The following is a 23,121-nucleotide window of genomic DNA, read 5'->3' as shown; positions in this document are numbered from 1 at the left end:
TTCTTGCATGCAGGCGTGGCAGAAAACCAATTACAGCGGCAGGCGACCTTCAAGGTCCATGCCCATTCCGTTGAGGGCCCAGGACAGATCCTCGATTCGGTTGTAGGGCACCTGGTGAACACTGGTCCATGTCGGACGATTGATCAGGTACTGGCCGCCAGCCGTACGCTCAACCAGTGTTCGTGTAATGCGGCCATCCCTTGCGCGGTGAATCAGCGTCCAGGTTCCATCGGTTTTTTCGAAGGTAAACATACCTTGTCGCATCAACAGCTGCTCAAGCTGCGCCGGCGTTCGCTGGATAAGTGGCTGCGGCATTTTCAGGCTCAGGTCGGCGTGCAAGGTCTCGAAGTGACCGGTGGGGGAGGCGGGCTGGGAAGTGAAGCCGCTACCGACTTCGATGCCACGGTCAGTCTCGATCAACGAGCCGCTTTCAGGCAGCACTTCTTCGATGCGCAAGCCTATGCCACCGTGCATTTCACTGATGCCAGCCATGCCACGGAAAGTATTGGTGTTTTCCTGACCGGTCAGCACCACCCATTTCGTCGACCCATTGAGTGAATCGTTGGCCTGCATGATGGTATGAGTGAGGTAATTCTTGATGGCTTGTTCATGCATGTCGGGAAGCGGGGAACCGGGAAAGCGGTAGCTCGCCAGACAGTCCGTCGCTTGCACCCGAATACCATTGAGGCGGGCGGCTTTCACTACTTCAAGAGGGGTATGCTGTCCGGTCGGGTCGCTTTGCAGTTGTCGCAGGCTTTCCTCGAGGTCGTCCGACATTTCCCCGGTTCTGGCGAATGTATTGAGATCCAATTGACTGAAGTCGTTGAGCAGTCGGTGGAAAAAAAGGGTCTTGACCCCCTGTCGGGACAAAGTCGGCATGTTCTCGATGAGAAAACGCATGCTGGCAATACGATCCTGGCTTTCCCCTACCACCAGCCCTGGCGCGACGTCGAACACTTTCTCGATCAGTTCCGTGGCGGTGGTCGATGACGTAACGACCGGGACAGCCGGACGTGCAGGCAAGGAAGTGAAAAAACCACTGCGTTGAAAGAAATCGCGAGCATCTCCTGATAACTTGCTACGAAGAGGGGCGACTTTTTCCTCGTAGGTGGTTATCCCTTTCATTGTTCCATCGGGTAAACGCAAGATTTTGATATGGGACTCCGGCTTGCCCATCGCCAGTCTCCTGAGACTCCAACGGGTCGGTGCGTCGTAGCGGGTGACGGGTTTACGCAAGATGACGGGGGGCGTGGGTTGAGTGACAACCGGCGACATACCTTTAAGTTCGTTGCCGCCGCCCTTCAGGCCGGCTTTTGGTGTCAGCTCCCATTCACCTTGGGCGTTCAGGCGCACCGGTAATGAGCCTGAAAAAGCATTCGGGTTTTCAGGATCGATGATGGCCCAGGTACCCATTCCGTTCGCATCGGTTTCGTAGCGCACGTACCAGGCTGTATCGTCGAGCATGATGGCTGTCGAAGGGTTGCCTTTGAGCGTAAAAATGCCCAGGAATTTCCCCGGTGATGTTTCGGGTGTCATTCCCTCCAGCAGTTCGTTGGCCTGCCACTGTGGTGGTGGGGTCAACCTGGAAGTTTCAGATTGCACCTGGGCAAGGCCTTCGAGAAGCGTTGCCGTACCCTCAGCTTCGCCGGCGCCTTCAGGCCAGCCCCTTGGCTCCATGCCTTTTTCGATCAATGCCTTTTTCAGTTCAGCGAGATTGTCCACGGTCATGGAGTCGTGGGTTGGCCCGAGCGGAGTATCCAGATTCATCCGCCCGCCCGGGGTCATTCTGATCACGCTGTCTGCCATGCGTTTTTCGGAATTGCGATAGACCACTAACAGGCTGCTTCGGTAGCGCTGGAAAGTGAACATCCCCGGTTCCGGCAACAGTGTCCGCAGTTCCTGTGACGTTCGGTAAGCCCATGGCGTTTGCACCTGCAAACGCCAGTCGCCTTTGATGCGGTCATCAATGTGGTTGAAACCTTCGATATCAGACCCTGGTTCTTCGACAGGTGAATCCGGATAGTCTGCATACTCCACCGCTAACCCGGGATCGGCGCCAATGGGCTGTGCCTGACCCGGTGACACATCATCGATTCGTACGCTCAGGGCATCGGTTTGCTCACTGATGCCCTGGTAACCCCTGAAGCTTGTCATGTGTTCCTGATCGACCAAGGCAATCCATTTGGCGGGTCCTTTCAATTCTTCATTGAACTGAATGACTTCGCTGGCAAAGAAATTCCTCATCATCAAACTGTTCGGATTTCGTGTGCTGATGTCTTCATTGATGTTCCAGGTCGTCGTCATGTCGAGAGCTTGAACGCGGATGTGCTGGGCATTGGCGGCCTTGACCAGAGCCATCAGATTGAACCTGCCCTCGGGGTCATTGCCGGCCTTGATGTCGAGTTTTTGCAAATAATTTTCCAGCTCCTCGGACATCTCGCCGGTTCTGGCAAAGGTGTCCAGGTCGAGTTGATTGACGTTGGCCAACAGCTCCTGCAAATACAGTGTCTTCACGCCACGCTGGGCCAGGGTGGGCATGTTTTCAATCAGGAACTGTTTACTGCCGATACCGCCACGGCGCTCGCCAACGACCAGCCCCGGTTTTTCCGCGAAGGTGGTATCGAGCAGTTCCGTCGACGTATTTATCGCTCGTGCGGGTACTGGCAGGCGGGGAGTCGGGGGATTGAGTTCATAGTAGGCGTTTGCATCACTGATCAGATTGTCTTGGGACTCTTCCTGGTCCAGGTCGAACTCGCTCAAGGATTGGATGCGTTCGTCGAAGGGAGACATCAACAACCGGCGTACACCGACGGTATCTTCGCTGGACCCGACCACACTGCTGACGTCTATGTCGAAGATCGTCCTTGCGCGCCTGTACAGATTGCGTACATCGGGTCCACCGAGTGCCCAGGTCCTCATTTCCGGGTCTTCGAGTCCGGGCACATGAATGCCCGGCGTACGCGCCCACTCTTCGACGACGGGCTCACTGGTTGCGCCTGCTGTTGCAACAGGCGATGGGATCATTCCCCCCCTCAATCCCAGGCGCGGGACGATTTCCCACTTGCCCACTGCATTCAAACGTACGGGGATGGAACCGGAAAATGCATCGGGGTTGGCCGGGTCGATGATGGCCCAGGTACTACGGCCGTTGATGCTGGATTCATAGCGTACGTAATACGCGCTGTCCTTGAGTTTGATCGCGGACGAAGGGTTGGAAGCAAGCCGGTAGGTGCCCTGGAACTTACCCGGTTCACGAACTAGTGTGTCTTCGCTCAATGACAGGTCGATCTTGAAGGATTCCGGCACCTTCACGCTAGGCTCGGCAATATCCGGCGAGTCGACGACGCCTTCGGGGGGAGAAGGTTTGGCGGCTTCGACCGGTTGTGTCGTCTCCTTCAGTTCAGCCATTTCTTGCGCCTCGGCGGCGTCGATCTCGGGGCCGATTTCTTCTAGCGACCCCGGCCCTTTAAGTACCAATAGATTGAACAGCACATCGATGCCGCTGAGTACTGCGCCCAAAATACCGGCTTTGCGGTCTTGCGTCGTTTTTCCGTTGACCGCCTGATCGATGTTCAACCCCATGCTGGCGATGCTGGCGCCGATTACCGGCAGCGCCACCGGCCAGCCGACAACCGCCATCGGGCCGAACACTTTCAGACCGGCGCTGAGGTAGCCGATCCACAGTTTTTTGCGCAGATCACCATTGGAAGTCAGTGACAGCGTGGCCTCGGAGAACATGGCGGCTTTGGTCGAGTCTCGAAGCCAACTGAAAGCGTCACCGTCAACAGCCCGGTTTTCCTGATTGATCAACTCATGGTTGTATACGCTCCAACTGCCCACCAGACGGTTCATCAGATCGGTGATGTTCTCGGTGATGTCCTGTCGATCGGACAGGGAAAAATGCGTCATGAACGCCTGCCGATCCTCTTCCATATTCATCCGCTTCAACATCCAGAAGTGCATGTCGATGACGGTTTCCTGTATCTGAAATGCTTCGGTGTCGCCGGGTAGATAGATGATCTGCCGGCCCTTGGGGGCGATAAACCGCAGAATGTTGGTCGAAACATACCCTGCGACATCCAGCATGCGAACGCTATTGGTGCCAGTGTGCTGTGATTGCAATAGTTGCAGACTGATCGGCCAGGTGATCGGGCCAAAAACAGCCTGAGTGACAAACTGGAAATCTTCGTCACTCAACTGGCGTTTGTCCCTTGCCTGGACGGCGCTGATAAGGAAATTGCACTTGGCCAAGGTTCGGAAATCGTCGCCAGATTCCTTCCAGAAGTTCGTCAGCCGTTCGTTGTACAGCGAGCTGAAGTTGATGTTCCAGAAGTCCTTGAGCACATCATTGCCATGCAGCCGCACTTCGTTGGCTTCGTTGAACGTGCCAGCGTTCGGACCTTCGGAGTAGAAGCCTGCATACACATCCAGCAAATCGGCATTGTCCTGATCGGCGACACGGAAGCGGCGGATCACCAGTTGGGTCAGGGTCATGGAGGACGTTGGCGTTGCGTTGACATGCTCCCATCCGGTAAAGGCTTTCGAGCTGCTTTGCGACGCGTCGAAGCGGTGGAAGTAAACCCGGTCCGGATCAAGGCTGGTAATGCCGTACTTCTTCAGTAAATTGCTCGCGACCTCGTGAGCGGTGTCTTGCAGGCTCGGGCATGTCCGGATGATGCGGGTGGCGATGGTCTTGAGGGCAGCCTTGTCGGCGGCATTGGGTAATGGGCGGGTTTCTGTCGTGTTCATGCACGCTCTATCCTTGAGAAATGGGTCGTCGAGATTGGCCCGTTTGCTCAAGGAGGGTGCACTACATAGTTATGCTTTTTGGCGATTCGCCAGGGTGTAGTGTCAGCGTCTGGCCACATCCGAAAAGTAGAACTTATCCAGCGTATGCCGCGACTCGGTGTACTCGAACTGCCGGCCATCCTGCAAAAACGTCTGGTTACTGACCACGATCACATGGCTCTGGCCGTCGAGGTCCAGGTGTTGCTGGTCGTCCTTGCTGCGGGGCACTGCTTCGATGGTGCGCTGGGCGTAGGCGATTTGCAGTTGCAGGGTCTGTTCGATGAAGGCGTAGATCGATTGCTCGGCGATGTCGCGGGACAGACCGGGAATCACGTCGCTGACGAAATGGTTGATGTCGAGGATCACCCGTTTGCCGTCGATCCGCCGTACTCGCTTGATCCGCGTGATCAGGCTGCCTTCTGCAGCCTTGATGTGTTCGAGCAGCGGGCCTTCGAGGGGGATTTGTGTGAACTCGACCACCTCGGTGCTGACGTCATTGCCCAGTCGCGGGTAGGTTTCCTGGAAACTGACGATGCCGCCCAGTTGAAACTCGATCGGGTTGGTCGACAGCACGAAGGTGCCTTTGCCATGGACTTTCTGGGCGAAGCCGCGCTCCTGCAATTGCTCGATGGCCTTGCGCACGGTGCCGCGACTGGCCTGGTAGCTGTCCATCAGTTCGGTTTCGGACGGCAATCGGGCGCCGCGTTCCAGACGTTCGGTCGTGATGCTGGCAAGCAGATCGCTGTAGATCTGGTTGTATTTACTCATGGGGATGGCTCTGTGCCGCGCTGTGCTCAAGGTTTCGAACCTTAAGGGCAGGGTAGGGGTTTGTCCATGCGGGTTTAGGTTTCTTTGACTTTTGAGGTAGGAAATATCGCCGCTTGTCGGGTTCAGGATGAACAAAACCAAACTCGTCTGTACGAGTTGTTGCAATAACTCGTACAGACGAGTACTTTTCGCTTCGGCGTGCTGCCAATAACAAAAAACTACAGCGGAAGAATAAGCATGAGCCACGACTATCCGAATATCGTCACTGAGCTGCTGCACAGCCTCGGTGGCAACGATAACCTCGAGCAGGCCGCGCATTGCGTCACACGGCTGCGCCTGGCCCTCAAGGACCCGAGCCTGGTTAACAGCGCCACGCTGAACCAGATCGATCTGGTCAAAGGTTCGTTCTATACCGGCGGCCTGTTCCAGGTGGTCATCGGCCCCGGCGAAGTGGAAAAGGTCTACGCCGAGCTGCGCCGGCAAACCGGTCTCGCCATTTCAACCATCGCCGACGTCAAACAGAAAAGCGCCGACAAGATCCACCCGATGCAGCGATTGGTGCGGGTGTTTTCCGACGTGTTCATGCCGATCCTTCCGGCGCTGATCATTGCTGGCCTGCTGATGGGCATCAACAACCTGATTGGCGCCAAGGGCATGTTCATCGAGGGCAAGACCCTGCTGGACGCTTACCCCAAGCTTGACGGGCTCTGGAGCCTGATCAACCTGATGGCCAACACCTCGTTCGTGTTTCTCCCGGCGCTGGTGGGCTGGTCGGCAGCCAAGCGCTTTGGCGGCAGCGAAATCCTTGGCATCGTGCTTGGCCTGATGCTGGTGCATCCAGACCTGCTCAACGCCTGGAACTACGGCAAAGCGGTGGCCGGGCTTGAGGGGCAGAGCCTGCCGTACTTCGATATCCTCGGTATGTTCCAGATCGAAAAAGTCGGTTATCAGGGGCAAATCCTGCCGATCCTGCTGGCGGCCTATGTGATGAGCGTCATCGAAAAGTGGCTGCGGGCGCGGGTGCCTAATGCGGTGCAATTGCTGGTAGTGCCAATCACCACCATCGTCGTCACCGGTGTGCTGGCGCTGGCGGTGATTGGCCCGGTGACCCGTCATCTGGGGATTCTCATCACCGAAGGTGTGGTGACCCTGTTCGACCTGGCACCGATGGTCGGCGGCGCGATTTTCGGCCTGCTCTACGCACCGCTGGTGATCACCGGCATGCACCACATGTTTCTCGCGGTCGATCTGCAACTGATCTCCACCCAGGGTGGCACTTTCATCTGGCCGATGATCGTCATGTCCAACCTCGCCCAGGGCAGCGCGGCACTGGCGGTGTTCTACATGACCCGCAGTGTGCGCGATAAAAGCATGGCCTCGACCTCGGCGATTTCTGCCTACTTCGGCATCACCGAACCGGCCATGTTCGGGGTCAACCTGCGCTACAAGTTTCCGTTCTATGCGGCCCTGATCGGCTCGGCGCTGGGCTGCATGTTCCTGTCGCTGAACAAGGTCCAGGCGTCGGCGATCGGCGTCGGCGGGTTGCCCGGTTTCATCTCGATCATCCCCCAGTTCATTCCGATGTTCGTGGTCGGGATGGTGATTGCCATGGTCGTGCCGTTTGTTCTGACCTGCGGGTTGAGCATGAGGATTGTTCGGCCCGGGTATCGGGTCGCCTGACAGATCGCATTCGCGGGCAAGCCTCGCTCCTACAAGAGGGCGCATTCCAATGTAGGAGCGAGGCTTGCCCGCGAAGAGGCCCCCAAGGCCAGTACAAAACTTACTGAAGGAATCCCGCCATGCAAGACTGGCAACGTTCGGTGATCTACCAGATCTACCCGAAGAGTTTTCACAGCCACGCCGGCAACCCCACGGGTGATTTGCTCGGCGTCGTGGCCAAGCTCGACTACCTGCACTGGCTGGGTGTCGATTGCCTGTGGATCACGCCGTTCCTGCGTTCGCCCCAGCGCGACAACGGTTACGACATCAGCGATTACTACGCCATCGATCCAAGCTACGGGACCATGGCCGACTGCGAGCTGCTGATCGCCGAGGCCGGCAAGCGCGGGATCAAATTGATGCTCGACATCGTGGTCAACCACACCTCGATCGAACACACCTGGTTCCAGCAGGCCCGTAGCAGCCTCGACAACCCTTACCGCGATTTCTACATCTGGCGCGACCAGCCGAATAACTGGGAATCCAAGTTCGGCGGTTCGGCCTGGGAGTACGAAGCCCAGACCGGCCAGTACTACCTGCACTTGTTCGACCACACGCAGGCCGACCTGAACTGGGACAACCCCCAGGTGCGCGCCGAAGTGTTCAAGATGATGCGTTTCTGGCGCGACAAAGGCGTGGGCGGTTTCCGTCTGGACGTGATCAATCTGATTTCCAAGCCAGCGGATTTCCCCGAGGACAACAGCGACGGTCGGCGCTTCTACACCGACGGCCCGAACGTCCACGACTACTTGCAGCAGATGCACCGTGAAGTGTTCGAAGGCCATGACCTGATCAACGTCGGAGAGATGTCGTCCACCAGCCTGGAACACTGCATTCGCTATTCGCGGCCGGAGTCGAAAGAGCTGTCGATGACTTTCAATTTCCATCACTTGAAAGTTGATTACCCGAACCTGCAGAAGTGGGTTCGCGCCGATTTCGATTTCCTCGCACTCAAGCGCATCCTCTCCGACTGGCAGACCGGCATGCAGGCTGGCGGCGGCTGGAACGCGTTGTTCTGGTGTAACCACGACCAGCCGCGGGTGGTCTCGCGTTTTGGTCACGACGGAGAGCATCGGGTGGTGTCGGCAAAAATGCTCGGCACAGCGCTGCATTTCCTGCAGGGCACGCCGTTCGTGTATCAAGGTGAAGAGTTGGGCATGACCAATCCGGGTTTCGATCACATCGATCAGTACCGCGATGTCGAAACCCTGAACATCTACCGGCTCAAGCGCGAGGCAGGTAGCAGCGACGCCGACAACATGGCGGCGATCATGCAGAAGTCCCGGGATAACGGCCGCACGCCGATGCACTGGAACGCCGAGTCGAACGCTGGTTTCAGCGCGGTCGAACCCTGGATCGGCGTGCCGGCCAACGCGGCGCAAATCAACGTCGCTCACCAACTCGACGACCCGGATTCGGTGCTGCATCACTATCGACAGTTGATTGCGCTGCGCCGCAGTGAAACGTTGATGTCCGACGGCGTGTACCGGCAGTTAATGCCTGAGCACACACAAATCTGGGCGTACGTGCGTGAAGGCCATGGTGAGCGTTTGCTGGTGCTGAACAACTTCTATGGCACGCCGTGCGAAGTCGAGCTGCCGTCAGAAGTGATCAACGAATCGATGGTGCAATCTCTGGTGATCAGCAACTACCCGGACTGCCCGCCGCGCAATCGGCAGGTGTTTCTACGGCCCTATGAGTCGTTCGTTCTGCGCCTCACTGACCACTAAAAAACACTAATTCAAAAAACACGCAGAACGCTGCGCGGGGGAGTTTTGCGCGCCGGTTTTTGCTGCATCACACAATAAAAATAATGAGGTGGTTCTTGAAAACAACAATAAATCGCAGCCTTGCCGCCGCGAGCGTGTGCCTGGCGTTACCGTTGTCGGCCCAGGCGCTGGAATTCGCCGGCTACTTGCGTAGCGGTGTCGGCACCTCAGTCAACAGCAGTTCGCAGTCATGCTTTCAATTGCCGGGCGCGCAGTCGAAATACCGCCTCGGCAACGAATGCGAACAGTATGCGGAGCTGGAGTTGCGTCAGGATCTGTTCACGCTGGACGACGGTTCGGTGCTCAGTGTCGACGGCATGGCCTCGCTGTATAACCAGTACGACCGCAGCCTGACGTTCAACGGTGAAAACGGCTCGGTGCGCATGCCGCAGTTGTATGCGCAATGGTCGAACATGCCCAGCCTCAACGGCGGTTCACTGTGGGCTGGTCGGCGTTACTACAAGCGGAACGATATCCATATTTCCGACTTCTACTACTGGAACCAGAGCGCCACCGGTGGCGGTATCGAAGATGTGCTGATTGGTGATCTGAAGTACAGCTACGCCTTCTCGCGCAAGGACAACCTGTACCAGAAGGACTACATCAATCGTCACGATTTCAACGTCGCCGGCTTCGATACCAACCCCGGCGGTGAGCTGGAATTCGGCCTGAGTTACATCGACAAACCCGACAGCCGCGACGCTCACCACGGTTGGGCGATTACCACCCAGCATGTGCAGAAGGGCTTTCTGGGTGGCAAGAATAAACTGGCCTTTCAGTATGGCGAAGGGCCCGGCACCGGGTTGGGTTATACCGGTAACGTGAAGCTGGATGACAGCAGTAAAAGCTATCGCGTGGTGGAGTTCTTCGACTGGCAAGTGACGCCGCGCTTCGGCGGGCAGGTTGAAGCGGTCTACCAGAAAGACATTCGCCCGGACGGCGCCGACCAGAACTGGATCTCCCTTGGAATTCGCCCGGCGTATGCGATCACCGAGCAGTTCAAACTGGTGACCGAACTGGGCCACGATCAGGTTGAAGCCACGGGCGGGACGCGCAAGCTGAGCAAGTTCACCTTCGCCCCGACCTGGTCGCCCAAGGGCCCGGATTTCTGGGCGCGCCCCGAGGTGCGTCTGTATTACACCTATGCCAGCTGGAACGAGGCGGCCAAGCGGGCGGCCAATGAACTGGCGGCGGGTTCGGCGTTGTCCGACACCGGCGCCTTCGGCACGGCGCGACACGGTTCGAACGTCGGATTGCAGGTCGAGTATTGGTGGAAATAAGCGATGCTGTCGGAGCCTCGCGCTCCATCGGCACTTCAAAGAACAAAACAGCAGGTGACGTCATGGCCACACCCCAACAATTGCAACTGCTGGCACCCTTGTCCGGCGTGCTGATGCCGCTGGACCAGGTGCCCGATCAGGTATTTTCCAGCCGTGTGATCGGCGATGGTCTGTGCATTGATCCGACCTCAAACACCTTGTGCGCGCCGCTGGCTGGAGTCGTCAGCAATGTGCAGGCCAGTGGGCATGCCGTCAGCATCACCGGGGAAAACGGCGTGCAAGTGCTGATGCACATTGGCCTCGATACGGTGAACCTGGCGGGGAAGGGGTTTACCCGGTTGGTGGAAGAGGGCGAACGGGTCGACGTCGGGCAGTCGCTGATCGAATTCGATGCCGACTTTGTCGCGTTGAATGCCCGCAGCCTGCTGACGTTAATGCTGGTGGTCAGCGGTGAACCCTTCACCTGGCTGGTGCCCGAAACGGGAGTGGTGGACAGCGGCCAGCCATTGTTGAGTATGCACGGTGCCGGGCAAACGTCGGATGAAGGGTTGCCGGAGGAGGGCGAGGCGTTGTTTTCCAAACCGGTGACGCTGGCCAATCCGAACGGCTTGCATGCGCGTCCGGCGGCGGTGTTTGCCCAGGCTGCCAAAAGGTTCTCGGCAAGTATTCATCTGCATAAACAGCAGGAGAGCGTGAACGCGAAATCCCTGGTGGCGATTATGACGTTGCAGACCGCTCACGGCGATGTAGTGCAAGTCAGCGCGGCTGGCCCGGATGCCGCAGCGGCGATCAGTACGCTGACCGAGCTGTTGCTGACCGGCTGTGGTGAGGCGGGAGCGGCCTCGGCGCCGGTTGAGGCGAGTCGGGCCGAGGCCTCATCGCTGAAGGTTTTACGCGGGGTTTGCGCCTCGGCCGGGTCGGCGTTTGGCCGCGTGGTGCAGATCGCTGAACCTAGCCTGGAAGTGCATGAGCTCGGCACTACCGCGCTGGCTGAGCGCGATCACTTGGCTCGGGGCCTGGCCGAGGCGCGACAAGCCTTGCAGCAGCTACGCGACAACGCGATGGGCAACGCGCAGGCCGACATCTTCAAGGCTCATCAGGAACTGCTCGAAGACCCGGGTTTGCTGGAGGTGGCCCATGTGCTGATCGACGAAGGCAAAAGCGCGGCATTCGCCTGGCGCGCGGCCACCGAGTCGGCGGCGACCTTGTTCAAGGGTTTGGGCAACGCCCTGCTGGCGGAGCGGGCGGCGGACTTGGCGGATGTTGGCCAACGGGTGCTCAGGTTGATTCTCGGCGTAGAGGATCATGCGCTGGAGGTGCCGGACGGGGCGATTCTGATTGCCGAGCAACTGACGCCATCCCAGACCGCCGGGCTCGATACCCGCAAAGTGCTGGGGTTCGCCACGGTGGGCGGCGGCGCCACCAGCCATGTCGCGATTCTGGCCCGGGCCGCTGGCCTGCCGGCGATTTGCGGGTTACCGGTTCAGATCCTGACACTGATCAATGGCACCCAGGTGTTGCTCGATGCCGACAAGGGCGAGTTGCAACTGGACCCTGATCTGGCCGCCATCGAGCAGTTGCAGGCCAATCGTCAGCTGCAAAAGCAACGCCAGCAATACGAGCTGGCGAACGCAGGGCTGGCCGCCTCTACCCGCGATGGGCATCACTTTGAAATCACCGCCAACATTGCGTCGCTGGCCGAAGCCGAACAGGCTATGGCGCTGGGCGGCGATGGCGTCGGTCTGTTGCGTTCGGAGTTTCTTTATCTCGATCGCAACCATGCGCCGAGCCATGACGAGCAGGCCTCCACCTACAGCGCCATCGCCCGCGCCCTGGGGCCGGCGCGCAATCTGGTGGTGCGCACCCTGGATGTCGGCGGTGACAAACCGTTGGCCTATGTGCCGATGGACCACGAAACAAACCCGTTCCTGGGCATGCGCGGCATTCGTTTGTGCCTGGAGCGTCCGCAATTGTTGCGCGATCAGTTCAAGGCGATTCTGAGCAGCGCCGGGCTGGCTCGTCTGCACATCATGCTGCCGATGGTTACGCAGCTGTCGGAGTTGCGGCTGGCTCGTCAGCTGCTTGAAGAAGAGGCGCTGGCACTGGGCCTGACTGAACTGCCGAAACTGGGGATCATGATTGAAGTACCGGCAGCGGCGCTGATGGCTGATCTGTTTGCGCCCGAAGTGGATTTCTTCTCCATCGGCACCAACGACCTGACCCAATACACCCTGGCGATGGACCGCGATCACCCACGGCTGGCCAGTCAGGCCGACAGTTTTCATCCTTCGGTATTGCGCTTGATCGCCAACACCGTGAAAGCCGCCCATGCCCATGGCAAATGGGTCGGGGTGTGCGGCGCCCTGGCTTCGGAAAACCTGGCGGTGCCGTTGTTGCTGGGACTTGGCGTGGATGAACTGTCGGTGAGCGTGCCCTTGATTCCTGCGATCAAAGCGGCGGTTCGCGAAGTGGATCTGCTGGACTGCCAAGCCATCGCCCAGCAAGTGCTGGGGCTGGAAAGTGCCGAGCAGGTACGCGAGGCATTGCGGCTGCACCACGAGGCAACGGTAGATACTTCACTGGTTCTGGAGAACTGAGCATGTTCGAGAAAATGCAGCGGGCGTTCTGGAAAGCGTTGACCCCGGACCTGGTAGTGGATGAGCCGAAAATGGAGGCTCAACCGGTTGGCGGTTTGGCCGCAAATATCGTCGCCGCGCTTGGCGGAGTGGATAACCTCAAGTCGCAACAGCCGGTGGCGTTGACCCGTGTGCGGGTGGAATTGCGGGATGTGGCGCGGATGGATCGACAGGCTTTGGCGGCGGCGGGGGTGCCGGGGGTGATGATGTTGGAGAAAGGGGTGATGCATCTGATCACCGGTATTCAGCCATAACCGTAATTTTGTGGTGAAGGGGATTACCTGTGGTGAGGGGGCTTGCTGTGGTGAGGTGGGCTTGCCCCCGTTGGGCTGCACAGCAGCCCCAGAAACCAGAGACCACCACCAAACCTGTGGCGAGGGGGCTCGCCCCCGTTCGACTGCGCAGCAGTCGCCAAACCAAACACCGCGGTATGTCTGACAAAACCGGATTGCTGGTTTTGGGGGCTGCTGCGCAACCCAACGGGGGCAAGCCCCCTCGCCACAGGCAAGCCCCATCACAAATGTCGGCCGCTGCTACTCCGAAGACCGAGCCCGCAACCGTCGTCCAATCACATCCAGCACATCACAGCCATCCCTCAGAGGAATGGCGCAGAGCAAGGCAAAGTCACTGAGAATGAACGACTCACACTCGACTGCACCGCGCATCGACATGTTCTCCAGCACCTGCGTGACTGCACGAATTCGATAGTTGGCAGCGTCATACAAAACATCGAGCGGCGCGTGGGTATCGACGAACAGGGTGGGCATGTCGGTGCAGTTGCCGGTGAGTGCCATGAAGCGGTTGTCGGGGTGGGGAATTGGATTTTCGTAGGGTGGATCGGGGTGAAGACTTTTCATTTTTAAACCTCTGGTAGAAGTGGAGCTACCATCGGCCTTCCTACAGGCTTGGGTGGCAGCTATACGCGGGGTAGGAATATCGAGACCAGAGAACTCGACCACACCGAAGCGTGCCCGCGCACAGCCGCCGCAACTGATCTTACGGACACACGTTGATGGCCGCAATTCAGGTGTCGACGCCAAAGCGTCCTCTCTAGTCTTGAAGGGTTCCTACACCCCACCACTGAATTTTCAGTGACCACCAGAGACTATCGATTGAAAACATTCCACACCAGTTCATGGAAACCGCCGCAGGTTGAAGGAAACTTCCGATGACCTTGCCCAGAAATTTCGTAACCTGTAAGACCGCCTTCGCGGGCAAGCCTCGCTCCTACAGATCACCACCGTCCTGTAGGAGCGAGGCTTGCCCAAAATCTATCTGCCTCAGAGATAACAGGCCTTACTGTCGAGTTCTTGTTCGATGCGGGCGACGTGCTCCATCAACGTACCGAACGATAGGAGGTGGGGTTAAAAATCGGTTCGAACATGAGCAATCCCTGGCGCAGAAAATCAGGCGCGGGGACTTTGCGGGGGAACGATCAGGAAAGAAGTCGGGAAAGGTGGAAATGGATGTAGGGTAATTCTCTGATTAGCGGCGACTCAGTAACGATCAGCGAAACAGCCCCAAATTCTGTAATTGCATTGCATCAGACATGTCGCGCGAGGCTAAAAAGATCGCAACCTTCGGCAGCTCCTACAGGGTGTACGCCGATCAAATGTAGGAGCTGCCGAAGGCTGCGATCTTTTAAAGGGTTCACCACCGGCTGTGACCATCCGCCGCGCTGCCCTTACTGTTTCTCAACCGCAGGTGTATCGTATTCGCCTTTTGCAGGCTCCGCGCCTGGCTGATACGTGAGGTAGTTGAGTTCATGTCCTTTACCCGTCGACAAATACTCGGTGGCTTGGCCGGTCTTGTGGTGGTTGGCGTGGGGGCCGGTGGCGCGTCGCGTTACTGGTTGGGCAAAATGGCCGACGCTGACGCCGGCCACGACTATGAGCTGATCGCCGCACCTCTGGACGTCGAGCTGGTGGCCGGGCACAAGACCCCGGCCTGGGCGTTCGGCCCATCGGCGCCGGGCACCGAGTTGCGCGTGCGTCAGGGCGAATGGCTGCGGGTGCGTTTCATCAATCACCTGCCGGTGGCGACCACCATTCACTGGCACGGTATCCGCCTGCCGCTGGAAATGGACGGCGTGCCGTACGTCTCGCAATTGCCGGTGCTGCCGGGCGAGTACTTCGACTATAAATTCCGCGTACCCGACGCCGGCAGCTACTGGTATCACCCGCACGTGAACAGCAGCGAAGAGCTCGGTCGTGGATTGGTCGGCCCGCTGATTATCGAAGAGCGCGAGCCCACCGGTTTCAAATACGAAAAGACCTTGAGCCTCAAGAGCTGGCACGTCGATGAAGAGGGCGCTTTCGTCGCGTTCAGCATTCCTCGCGAAGCGGCCCGTGGCGGCACGGCGGGGGGCTTGTCGACCATCAACGGCGTCTCACAAGCGGTGATCGACTTGCCCGCCGGGCAGATCACTCGCGTACGCCTGCTCAACCTCGACAATACGCTGACATACCGCCTCAACATCCCCGGCGTCGAAGCGCAGATCTATGCGTTGGACGGCAATCCAATTGAACCGCGCCCACTGGGCAAGGAATACTGGCTGGGGCCTGGCATGCGTATTTGCCTGGCGATCAAGGCACCACCGGCCGGTGAAGAATTGTCCCTGCGTAACGGCCCGGTACGCCTGGGCACTTTTCGCTCAGTGGCCAATACTGACGCGCCAACCGCGTGGCCGCCGGCGCTGCCCGCCAACCCGGTGGCCGAGCCGGACCTGGCCAATGCCGAGAAACTCAACTTCAATTTTGAATGGGTAGGCTCGGTATCGGTGAATGTCGACAATGGCAAGCCGCCAAGCCTGTGGCAGATCAACGGCAAGGCCTGGGACATCACCGACAAGACCTGTGCCGACCGACCGATTGCCAAGCTCGAGAAGGGCAAAAGCTATATTTTCGAATTGAAAAACATGACTCAGTATCAGCACCCGATCCACCTGCACGGCATGAGCTTCAAAGTCATTGCCTCGAACCGGCACAAGGTCATCCCGTACTTCACCGACACCTACCTGTTGGGCAAGAACGAGCGCGCGCAAGTGGCGCTGGTGGCGGATAACCCTGGGGTCTGGATGTTCCACTGCCATGTGATCGACCACATGGAAACCGGCCTGATGGCCGCCATCGAGGTGGCGTGATGCGGCAGATACGCCCCGCAGCGATTATCGACCGCAGCCGTGATCGTGATTTCATGCGCGAAGCCCTGGCCCTGGCCGCTCAAGGCGCGGCGCTGGGTGAAGTGCCGGTGGGCGCGGTGCTGGTGCAGGATGGTGAAATCATCGGGCGCGGGTTTAATTGCCCGATCAGCGGCAACGACCCCAGCGCACACGCCGAGATGGTCGCGATCCGCGCCGCCGCCCAGGCTGCCAGCAACTATCGTCTGCCGGGCAGCACGCTATACGTGACGCTGGAGCCGTGCAGCATGTGCGCCGGGCTGATCGTGCACTCGCGGATTGCGCGGGTGGTGTATGGCGCGCTGGAACCCAAGGCCGGGATTGTGCAGAGCCAGGGGCAGTTCTTTACCCAAGGCTTTTTGAATCACCGGGTGTTGTATGAAGGTGGGGTGTTGGCGGAAGAGTGCGGCGCGGTGTTGAGCGAGTTCTTCAAGGCCCGAAGAGCCAAGCCAGCAGACTAAACACCGAGTTACTGTGGGAGCGAGCCTGCTCGCGATAGCGGACTAACATCCAACATCTTCGTTGGCTGAAAGGCCCTCATCGCGAGCAGGCTCGCTCCCACAGGGGATCTCCATGGGTAGGGAGATTGGGTGTTTATTTGCGGGCGACGATGACGGCGCGCATTGGGGCCGGCAGCCCTTCGATGGTTTTGCTGTGATCCTGCGGATCAAGGAAATCGCTCAACGACTGATACTTCATCCATTCCGTCCCGCGTTGTTCCTCGACCGTGGTCACGCTCACATCCACACAACGCACATCGCTGAAGCCTGCGCGGCGCAGCCACAGTTCCAGCGCCGGCACCGACGGCAGGAACCACACGTTACGCATCTGCGCATAACGGTCTTCCGGCACCAGCACCTGCTGTTGATCGCCTTCGATCACCAGCGTCTCCAACACCAGTTCACCGCCCTTGACCAGGCAATCCTTCAGCGCCAGCAAATGCTCGATCGGTGAGCGGCGGTGGTAGAACACGCCCATGGAAAACACGGTGTCGAAGCCTTCCAGATTGGGAGGAAGATCCTCAAAGGGAAACGGCAAGTGCCAGGCATTGGGCTCGGACAGGTAACGCTGGACGGCCTGGAACTGGCAGAAGAACAGCCAGTTGGGGTCGACGCCAATCACGCTGTCGGCCCCGGCACCGAGCATGCGCCACATGTAATAACCGTTGCCGCAGCCGACATCGAGGATGCGTTTGCCTTTCAGGTTCAGGTGCGGAGCTACCCGGGACCACTTCCAGTCCGAGCGCCATTCAGTGTCGACGTGCACGCCGAACAGGTCGAACGGACCTTTGCGCCACGGAGACAAACCCATCAGCGCGGTGCGCATTTGTGCGCGGGTCTCAACGTCGCAATCGGTGTCCAGCTTCAGGCCGTTCAACAAATCGACTTCGCTCGGCTGAATCTTCGGCAACGCATCCAGCGCACTCTGCCAGCGTTCCAGGTCGCCGTGACCTTTTTCCATTTTCTTGTCGAGTTGCGCTTGCAGGGTGTTGGCCCATTCGGCCAGCGGGGTACCGGCCAGACGGCGGGCCAGGGGAGACAGATCAATCATGGCAAGGCAATCAACGAGGCAAAGTTAAGACACTGGAACCACGGCACGACTTTCGAGAACCCGGCGGCCAGCAGGCGTTCGCGGTGTTCTTCGAGGCTGTCGGGCTTCATGACGTTTTCGATGGCGCTGCGTTTCTGGGCGATTTCCAGTTCGCTGTAGCCGTTGGCGCGTTTGAAGGCCACGTGCAGGTCGGTGAGCAGCGCGTGTTCTTCGGGGTCGTTGAAGCGCAGCTTCTCCGAGAGGATCAGCGCGCCACCGGGCACCAACGATTGGTGAATGCGCGCGAGCAACGCGGTGCGCTGGTCCGGGGCAATGAATTGCAGGGTGAAGTTCAGCGCCACCACCGAGGCTGGCTCGAACTCAAGGGCGAGGATGTCGCCTTCGATCACTTCCACCGGCAGCAACTCCTGAAACATCGAGTCCTGGCCATTGAGGTACTCGCGGCAACGCTCGACCATGGCCGCGGAGTTATCCACAGCGATCACCCGGCAACCGTCGGTGCGCACGTGACGGCGCAGGGCCTGAGTCACCGCGCCCAACGACGAGCCCAGGTCGTACAGCACGCTGTTGGGCTGGGCGAACTGCGCGGCGAGCACGCCGAGGTTTTCCACTATGGTCGGATAACCCGGCACCGAGCGCTTGATCATGTCCGGGAATACCCGCACCACGTCCTCGTTAAAGGCGAAGTCAGGCACCTGGGTCAAAGGCTGGGCGAAAAGGCGATCGGATTCTTTGCTCACGGCGGTTCCGGCGGTGTCGGTGGAAAAGGCCGGCATTTTAGCCAAATTGACGGGGGGATGCTTGGGTTGTCTGATAAAGCGTGAGGGAGGCCAGGCGAGGACTTCTTTCCAGTGAAGGTCAGCGAACGGTATGTAGAGAGGAAACACTAAGTAATGACTGAATGGCCAACCCCCAAAACTGGGGGGTTGGCCATTCAGTTATTACATTGGGCGTGTAAACACAATAAGTGTTGCTGCGCCCTCGATCTTAAGCTCTTCGTTTCTATTATCTTTACCTTTAAAGTTAAAGCCGATTTTATAGTGCAATTTTCTTTCGCTGTTTTCGATTGTCTCTACGGAGAATGTTCCACTCTGAGGTGTGTAATGGAAAGATGTAGTAAAGCCTGGGATAGTTCCCATTTCAAAATAGTACGCTTCACGAAAGGGAAAGCCTGAATCTGTAACATCATACGTGCCAGGTTTAATGTTTTTATCGAACATCAGTAAAAAGCCTTTTTTATTTGCTTCTGAGATGTCCTCGGCATTAGCACGAGCGATAAAGGCGATCAACGTACCGCCGTCTGTTCCGTATTCGATGTTTTGGGTATGAAAAGGAACACGATCCGAAACAGTAGCTTTGATTTCAGAACTGACGGTGATGACCGGCTCAACAGTGACACCATTCGCCTCCTGCAGACCAGAAACAGAACTCTTATTAAAAATATTCATAAACTGCCTTCCTTGCGTTAGATGGATGGTTGCTAAAACCATTCAAATAATAAGTTCGCAGAGATGGACGTGGCTACTGTCAGATTTGACAGGTTTTTATACTCTTTAGCTATGCTTTTAATATTTTTTATGCAGGTTGCAAATGATTAACTGGTCCGATTTTAATCGATGGGCATTTTTTTTGAGAACACCGACGCCGCAATCCCCCACTGCCCCAGCCAGTAGCTGAGAATAATCACGTAAGGTGCAACGTTGAACGGTGATACAAACCGGTTAATGCCAATCACACTGTCAGAAAACACAAACGCCACCGCGCCCGCCGCCGCCAGCAGCGCCGAGCGTTTGGGCACGTCGGTGCCGAGTCGGGCCAGGGCGCGCCAGAGCATCGCGCTGATGGCCAGCCCGTAGACGATCACCGGGACCAGCAACGGACCCAAGCCATTGGAAATCAGGATCCCCAGCAGTACCGCGCCGACGCTCAACGCGAGGATCAACGGCAACAACGCCAGACGCCGGCAATCGCTCAAGTAAGCTTTCAGGTACGCCAGATGCGCGACCAAAAACGCCCCAAGCCCAAACACAAACAAATCCCCCGGCCATGCCAGCAACACGTCGCCGACCAAGGAGAAAATCAAACCCAGGCTGATCCAGCGCCGATAGTCACTGGGCGGTGCATCGTGCAACCAGCCGAGCAGGGCCAGCACCGGCAACGGTTTGACCAGCAGGCACAGCAACGCGGCATGCACGCTCAGGCCATACAGAAAGGTCACCGCGCCCATCAGCGCCAGAATCAGCCAGCCCACGATCAGTTAACCGCGATGGCGCAGTCGAAGGTTTTCACCGCCGGTACTTCGGGTGCCCATGGTTGTGAATACGTCAGTCGCAAGCGGGCCGTGCCGGCGGCAAAGGCCTGGAAGCGCCAGGTGGAAATGCCCGCGCTGCCGACGATCCCGGCATCTTCCGGGTTGCTGTAAACCTCGGGGCTGAGCGCACGCAACACGCCGCCGGCCGAATCCTGGATCGCCCAGCGGTAACCCGTGGTCGGGTTGCTTGGCAGGGTCAGGATCAGGTTTTGCCCGTTGTTCAGTTGCACCGGGCATTCGCTTTGTTTTTCCACAGTCACGTTGTGTTTCGATTGCGTGGCACAAGCGCTCAGCAAGGCGAGGGCGAGGGGGATAAACAGGCGGGTGGGGGACATAAGTCAGCGGCTCCGGCATTCACGACGAACGGCGAGCATAACTGAAGATGAGACAAAGTGTGACAGTGCTGGGAATGGGGGGTGTCAGGGCTGACGCCTTCGCGGGCAAGCCTCGCTCCTACAGGTGTGTGTGTCGATCACAAAAAATGCGAACGACACACAACCCTGTAGGAGCGAGGCTTGCCCGCGAAAGCAATCGCACAGGCACTACATAACGATCAGAACAATATCTTCGCCACATCCGCAAAGCGCTTGGCAAAGTGCACGGTAATCCCTTCCTTCAGATAATCCGGCAGTTCTTCAAAGCTACCGCGATTAGGTTCCGGCAGGATCAACTCGAAAATCTTCTGCCGCCGCGCTGCAATCACCTTCTCGCGCACACCGCCAATCGGCAGGACATGCCCGGTCAGGGTCAGTTCGCCGGTCATGGCCACGCCTTTTTTCGGTAGCTGGTTGCGGGCCAGGGACAGCAGGGCGCTGGCCATGGTCACGCCGGCGCTCGGGCCGTCTTTCGGCGTGGCGCCTTCCGGTACGTGGAGGTGAACGAAGGCTTCGTCGAAGAACGTCGGATCGCCGCCAAATTGCTTCAGATTGGAGCTGACGTAGCTGTAGGCAATTTCTGCCGACTCTTTCATCACTTCCCCCAGTTGCCCGGTGAGTTTGAAGCCACGGTTGAGGGTGTGAATGCGCGTCGCTTCGATCGGCAGGGTGGCGCCGCCCATGCTGGTCCAGGCCAGCCCGGTGATTACGCCGATGCCGGACAGTACTTGCTCATTACGGAACACCGGCCGGCCGAGTGAGGCTTCCAGGTCTTTCGGGCCGAGCTTGATCACCGCTTTCGGTTCGTCGAGCAACTTCATCACGGCCTTGCGCACCAGTTTGCCGAGGTTCTTTTCCAGCTGCCGCACCCCGGCTTCACGGGCGTAGCCGTCGATCAAGGCCTTCAACGCGTTGTCGCTGATGCTCAGGCTACCCTTGGACACGCCGGCTTTTTCAAGTTGTTTCGGCCACAGGTGACGCTTGGCGATCGCGACTTTTTCTTCGGTGATGTAGCCCGACAGACGAATCACTTCCATCCGGTCCAGCAACGGGCCGGGAATCGAGTCCAGAGTGTTGGCGGTGCAGACGAACAGCACTTTCGACAGGTCCAGGCGCAAATCCAGGTAGTGGTCGAGGAATTCGACGTTCTGTTCCGGGTCGAGGGTTTCCAGCAGCGCCGAGGCAGGGTCGCCCTGGTAGCTCTGGCCCATTTTGTCGATCTCGTCGAGCATGATCACCGGGTTCATCACTTCGACGTCTTTCAACGCGTGGACGAGTTTGCCCGGTTGCGCGCCGATGTAGGTGCGGCGGTGGCCCTTGATCTCTGCTTCGTCACGCATGCCGCCGACGCTGAAGCGATAGAACGGCCGACCGAGGGATTCGGCGATGGATTTGCCAACGCTGGTCTTGCCCACACCCGGCGGGCCCACCAGCAACACGATTGAGCCGCTGATCTCGCCCTTATAGGCACCGACCGCGAGAAATTCGAGGATGCGGTCCTTGATGTCATCGAGGCCGGCGTGGTGTTTGTCCAGCACCTTGCGCGCGTGTTTGAGGTCGAGTTTGTCCTCGCCGTACACGCCCCAGGGTACCGAGGTCGCCCAGTCGAGGTAGTTGCGGGTCACCGCGTATTCCGGTGAACCGGTCTCGAGGATCGACAGCTTGTTCATTTCCTCTTCGATGCGTTTCTGTGCCTGAGGCGGCAACACCTTGCCCGTCAGACGTTGCTCGAACTGCTCGATGTCGGCGCTGCGGTCGTCCTTGGTCAGGCCCAGCTCTTGCTGGATGACCTTGAGTTGTTCCTTGAGGAAGAACTCGCGCTGATGCTCGCCGATCTTGCGGTTAACTTCGGCGGAGATTTCTTTCTGCAGGCGCGCGACTTCGACTTCCTTGCGCAGCATCGGCAGGACTTTTTCCATGCGCTTGAGCATCGGCACGCAGTCGAGCACTTCTTGCAGCTCGCTGCCAGTGGCCGAGGTCAGGGCGGCGGCGAAGTCGGTCAGCGGTGACGGGTCGTTGGGGCTGAAGCGGTTGAGGTAGTTCTTCAGCTCTTCGCTGTACAGCGGGTTGAGCGGCAGCAGTTCCTTGATCGCGTTGATCAGCGCCATGCCGTAGGCCTTGACCTCGTCGGTCGGTTCGGTGGGCTGATGCGGGTATTCGACTTCCACCAGGTACGGCGGGCGATGGTGTTTGAGCCAGGTTTTGATGCGCACCCGGGTCAGGCCTTGGGCGACGAATTGCAGTTTGCCGTTTTCGCGACTGGCGTGGTGGACTTTGACCAGGGTGCCGTATTCCGGCAGGGCTTTGGTGTCGAAGTGGCGCGGGTCTTCCTGGGGGGTGTCCATGAAGAACAGGGCCAGGGAATGGTGCTCGGATTGGCTCACCAGTTCGAGGGTTTCGGCCCACGGCTCTTCGTTGACGATGACCGGCAGTACTTGCGCCGGGAAGAAGGGCCGGTTGTGGATGGGGATGATGTAGACCTTGTCCGGCAGGTTCTGGCCAGGCAGGGCGAGGCCTTTGCCGGTGGAGTGGTGTTCGGCGTTGTCTGTTTCGGCGTATTCGCTCGTGTCTTCAGGGAATTCTTGCTGGTCGGTCATGGGGCACCTGCGCAATAGGGTATGGGTCTTAGATGGGGCAGGTGGGGGGTGGTTTCAATGGGCATGGATATTTCAGCTTGTGTGTTCAGGGTTTTGACAGGTGTTTGGACTTGGCGGCCTTTGGGCCGACCATGCTCCGGTATCCATCTG

Annotated in this window: 16 protein-coding genes; 7 read left to right on the top strand and 9 right to left on the bottom strand. The window is 58.5% G+C overall.

Going from position 1 to position 23,121, the window contains the following annotated elements; genetic code table 11:
* Positions 1 to 30: 30 nt before the first annotated feature.
* Positions 31 to 4,749 (bottom strand): membrane-targeted effector domain-containing toxin, encoded by a 4,719-nt coding sequence (locus PMI30_RS02040; RefSeq protein WP_008014689.1) that lies wholly within the window; start codon positions 4,747 to 4,749, stop codon positions 31 to 33.
* Between the two features lie 102 nt (positions 4,750 to 4,851).
* Positions 4,852 to 5,556, bottom strand: coding sequence for a trehalose operon repressor (treR, locus tag PMI30_RS02045; RefSeq protein WP_008014686.1), 705 nt, complete (start codon positions 5,554 to 5,556; stop codon positions 4,852 to 4,854).
* A gap of 237 nt (positions 5,557 to 5,793) precedes the next feature.
* Between treR and treP the strand changes: the two genes are divergently transcribed.
* The 5 genes from treP (at position 5,794) to PMI30_RS02070 (ending at position 13,214) form a co-directional block, all read left to right on the top strand.
* Entirely contained in the window at positions 5,794 to 7,236 is a 1,443-nt protein-coding gene (gene treP, locus PMI30_RS02050; protein WP_008014684.1) for a PTS system trehalose-specific EIIBC component, read from the top strand.
* 119 nt (positions 7,237 to 7,355) lie between these two features.
* Positions 7,356 to 9,005, top strand: coding sequence for an alpha,alpha-phosphotrehalase (treC, locus tag PMI30_RS02055; RefSeq protein ID WP_008014682.1), 1,650 nt, complete (start codon positions 7,356 to 7,358; stop codon positions 9,003 to 9,005).
* A gap of 95 nt (positions 9,006 to 9,100) precedes the next feature.
* A complete protein-coding gene (locus PMI30_RS02060) occupies positions 9,101 to 10,324 on the top strand; it encodes a maltoporin (RefSeq protein WP_008014680.1) in 1,224 nt (407 codons plus the stop codon).
* A 62-nt stretch (positions 10,325 to 10,386) separates the two neighbouring features.
* Positions 10,387 to 12,921 (top strand): phosphoenolpyruvate--protein phosphotransferase, encoded by a 2,535-nt coding sequence (gene ptsP, locus PMI30_RS02065; RefSeq protein WP_008014679.1) that lies wholly within the window; start codon positions 10,387 to 10,389, stop codon positions 12,919 to 12,921.
* A 2-nt stretch (positions 12,922 to 12,923) separates the two neighbouring features.
* Positions 12,924 to 13,214, top strand: coding sequence for a PTS transporter subunit EIIB (locus tag PMI30_RS02070; RefSeq protein WP_008014677.1), 291 nt, complete (start codon positions 12,924 to 12,926; stop codon positions 13,212 to 13,214).
* 279 nt (positions 13,215 to 13,493) lie between these two features.
* Here PMI30_RS02070 and PMI30_RS02075 read toward each other — a convergent pair whose 3' ends face one another.
* Complete coding sequence (locus PMI30_RS02075) at positions 13,494 to 13,817, bottom strand: hypothetical protein (protein ID WP_008014675.1); 324 nt, start codon at positions 13,815 to 13,817, stop codon at positions 13,494 to 13,496.
* Between the two features lie 908 nt (positions 13,818 to 14,725).
* Here PMI30_RS02075 and PMI30_RS02080 point away from each other — a divergent pair.
* Positions 14,726 to 16,102 carry a multicopper oxidase family protein gene (locus PMI30_RS02080; protein ID WP_008014673.1) on the top strand — a complete coding sequence of 459 codons (1,377 nt, stop codon included), beginning with the start codon at positions 14,726 to 14,728 and terminating at the stop codon, positions 16,100 to 16,102.
* Entirely contained in the window at positions 16,102 to 16,599 is a 498-nt protein-coding gene (gene tadA / locus PMI30_RS02085; RefSeq protein WP_008014671.1) for a tRNA adenosine(34) deaminase TadA, read from the top strand. Before PMI30_RS02080 ends, tadA begins: the two co-directional genes overlap by 1 nt.
* Before the next feature lie 133 nt (positions 16,600 to 16,732).
* On the opposite strand, the gene cmoB is transcribed toward tadA, so the two are convergent.
* The 6 genes from cmoB to lon all read right to left on the bottom strand — a co-directional run bounded on the left by cmoB (position 16,733) and on the right by lon (position 22,971).
* The gene (cmoB, locus tag PMI30_RS02090) at positions 16,733 to 17,689 is read right to left on the bottom strand and encodes a tRNA 5-methoxyuridine(34)/uridine 5-oxyacetic acid(34) synthase CmoB (RefSeq protein WP_008014669.1); all 957 of its coding nucleotides are present in this window, start codon (positions 17,687 to 17,689) and stop codon (positions 16,733 to 16,735) included.
* Positions 17,686 to 18,465: a carboxy-S-adenosyl-L-methionine synthase CmoA gene (gene cmoA / locus PMI30_RS02095; RefSeq protein ID WP_008014666.1), complete on the bottom strand. Its 780-nt coding sequence runs from the start codon at positions 18,463 to 18,465 to the stop codon at positions 17,686 to 17,688. Before cmoA ends, cmoB begins: the two co-directional genes overlap by 4 nt.
* Before the next feature lie 165 nt (positions 18,466 to 18,630).
* Positions 18,631 to 19,137 carry a hypothetical protein gene (locus PMI30_RS02100; protein WP_008014664.1) on the bottom strand — a complete coding sequence of 169 codons (507 nt, stop codon included), beginning with the start codon at positions 19,135 to 19,137 and terminating at the stop codon, positions 18,631 to 18,633.
* Positions 19,138 to 19,298: 161 nt separating this feature from the next.
* Positions 19,299 to 19,940 carry a lysoplasmalogenase gene (locus PMI30_RS02105; RefSeq protein ID WP_008014662.1) on the bottom strand — a complete coding sequence of 214 codons (642 nt, stop codon included), beginning with the start codon at positions 19,938 to 19,940 and terminating at the stop codon, positions 19,299 to 19,301.
* Between the two features lie 2 nt (positions 19,941 to 19,942).
* On the bottom strand, positions 19,943 to 20,335 hold the full coding sequence (locus PMI30_RS02110) for a protease inhibitor I42 family protein (RefSeq protein ID WP_008014660.1): 393 nt from the start codon (positions 20,333 to 20,335) through the stop codon (positions 19,943 to 19,945).
* Between the two features lie 218 nt (positions 20,336 to 20,553).
* Positions 20,554 to 22,971: an endopeptidase La gene (gene lon / locus PMI30_RS02115; RefSeq protein WP_008014658.1), complete on the bottom strand. Its 2,418-nt coding sequence runs from the start codon at positions 22,969 to 22,971 to the stop codon at positions 20,554 to 20,556.
* Positions 22,972 to 23,121: the final 150 nt, after the last annotated feature.

Source organism: Pseudomonas sp. GM50 (genome assembly GCF_000282375.1).
Taxonomy (GTDB): domain Bacteria; phylum Pseudomonadota; class Gammaproteobacteria; order Pseudomonadales; family Pseudomonadaceae; genus Aquipseudomonas.
Note: the sequence above shows the minus strand (reverse complement) of the source record. Positions and strands in the feature narration are given on the sequence as shown.

Bases quoted from the DNA above. Each gene is read 5' to 3' on its own strand.
- PMI30_RS02040 (WP_008014689.1), bottom strand. From the start codon at position 4,749: ATGAACACGACAGAAACCCGCCCATTACCCAATGCCGCCGACAAGGCT.
- treR (WP_008014686.1), bottom strand. From the start codon at position 5,556: ATGAGTAAATACAACCAGATCTACAGCGATCTGCTTGCCAGCATCACG.
- treP (WP_008014684.1), top strand. From the start codon at position 5,794: ATGAGCCACGACTATCCGAATATCGTCACTGAGCTGCTGCACAGCCTC.
- treC (WP_008014682.1), top strand. From the start codon at position 7,356: ATGCAAGACTGGCAACGTTCGGTGATCTACCAGATCTACCCGAAGAGT.
- ptsP (WP_008014679.1), top strand. From the start codon at position 10,387: ATGGCCACACCCCAACAATTGCAACTGCTGGCACCCTTGTCCGGCGTG.
- PMI30_RS02070 (WP_008014677.1), top strand. From the start codon at position 12,924: ATGTTCGAGAAAATGCAGCGGGCGTTCTGGAAAGCGTTGACCCCGGAC.
- PMI30_RS02075 (WP_008014675.1), bottom strand. From the start codon at position 13,817: ATGAAAAGTCTTCACCCCGATCCACCCTACGAAAATCCAATTCCCCAC.
- PMI30_RS02080 (WP_008014673.1), top strand. From the start codon at position 14,726: ATGTCCTTTACCCGTCGACAAATACTCGGTGGCTTGGCCGGTCTTGTG.
- tadA (WP_008014671.1), top strand. From the start codon at position 16,102: ATGCGGCAGATACGCCCCGCAGCGATTATCGACCGCAGCCGTGATCGT.
- cmoB (WP_008014669.1), bottom strand. From the start codon at position 17,689: ATGATTGATCTGTCTCCCCTGGCCCGCCGTCTGGCCGGTACCCCGCTG.
- cmoA (WP_008014666.1), bottom strand. From the start codon at position 18,465: ATGCCGGCCTTTTCCACCGACACCGCCGGAACCGCCGTGAGCAAAGAA.
- PMI30_RS02100 (WP_008014664.1), bottom strand. From the start codon at position 19,137: ATGAATATTTTTAATAAGAGTTCTGTTTCTGGTCTGCAGGAGGCGAAT.
- PMI30_RS02110 (WP_008014660.1), bottom strand. From the start codon at position 20,335: ATGTCCCCCACCCGCCTGTTTATCCCCCTCGCCCTCGCCTTGCTGAGC.
- lon (WP_008014658.1), bottom strand. From the start codon at position 22,971: ATGACCGACCAGCAAGAATTCCCTGAAGACACGAGCGAATACGCCGAA.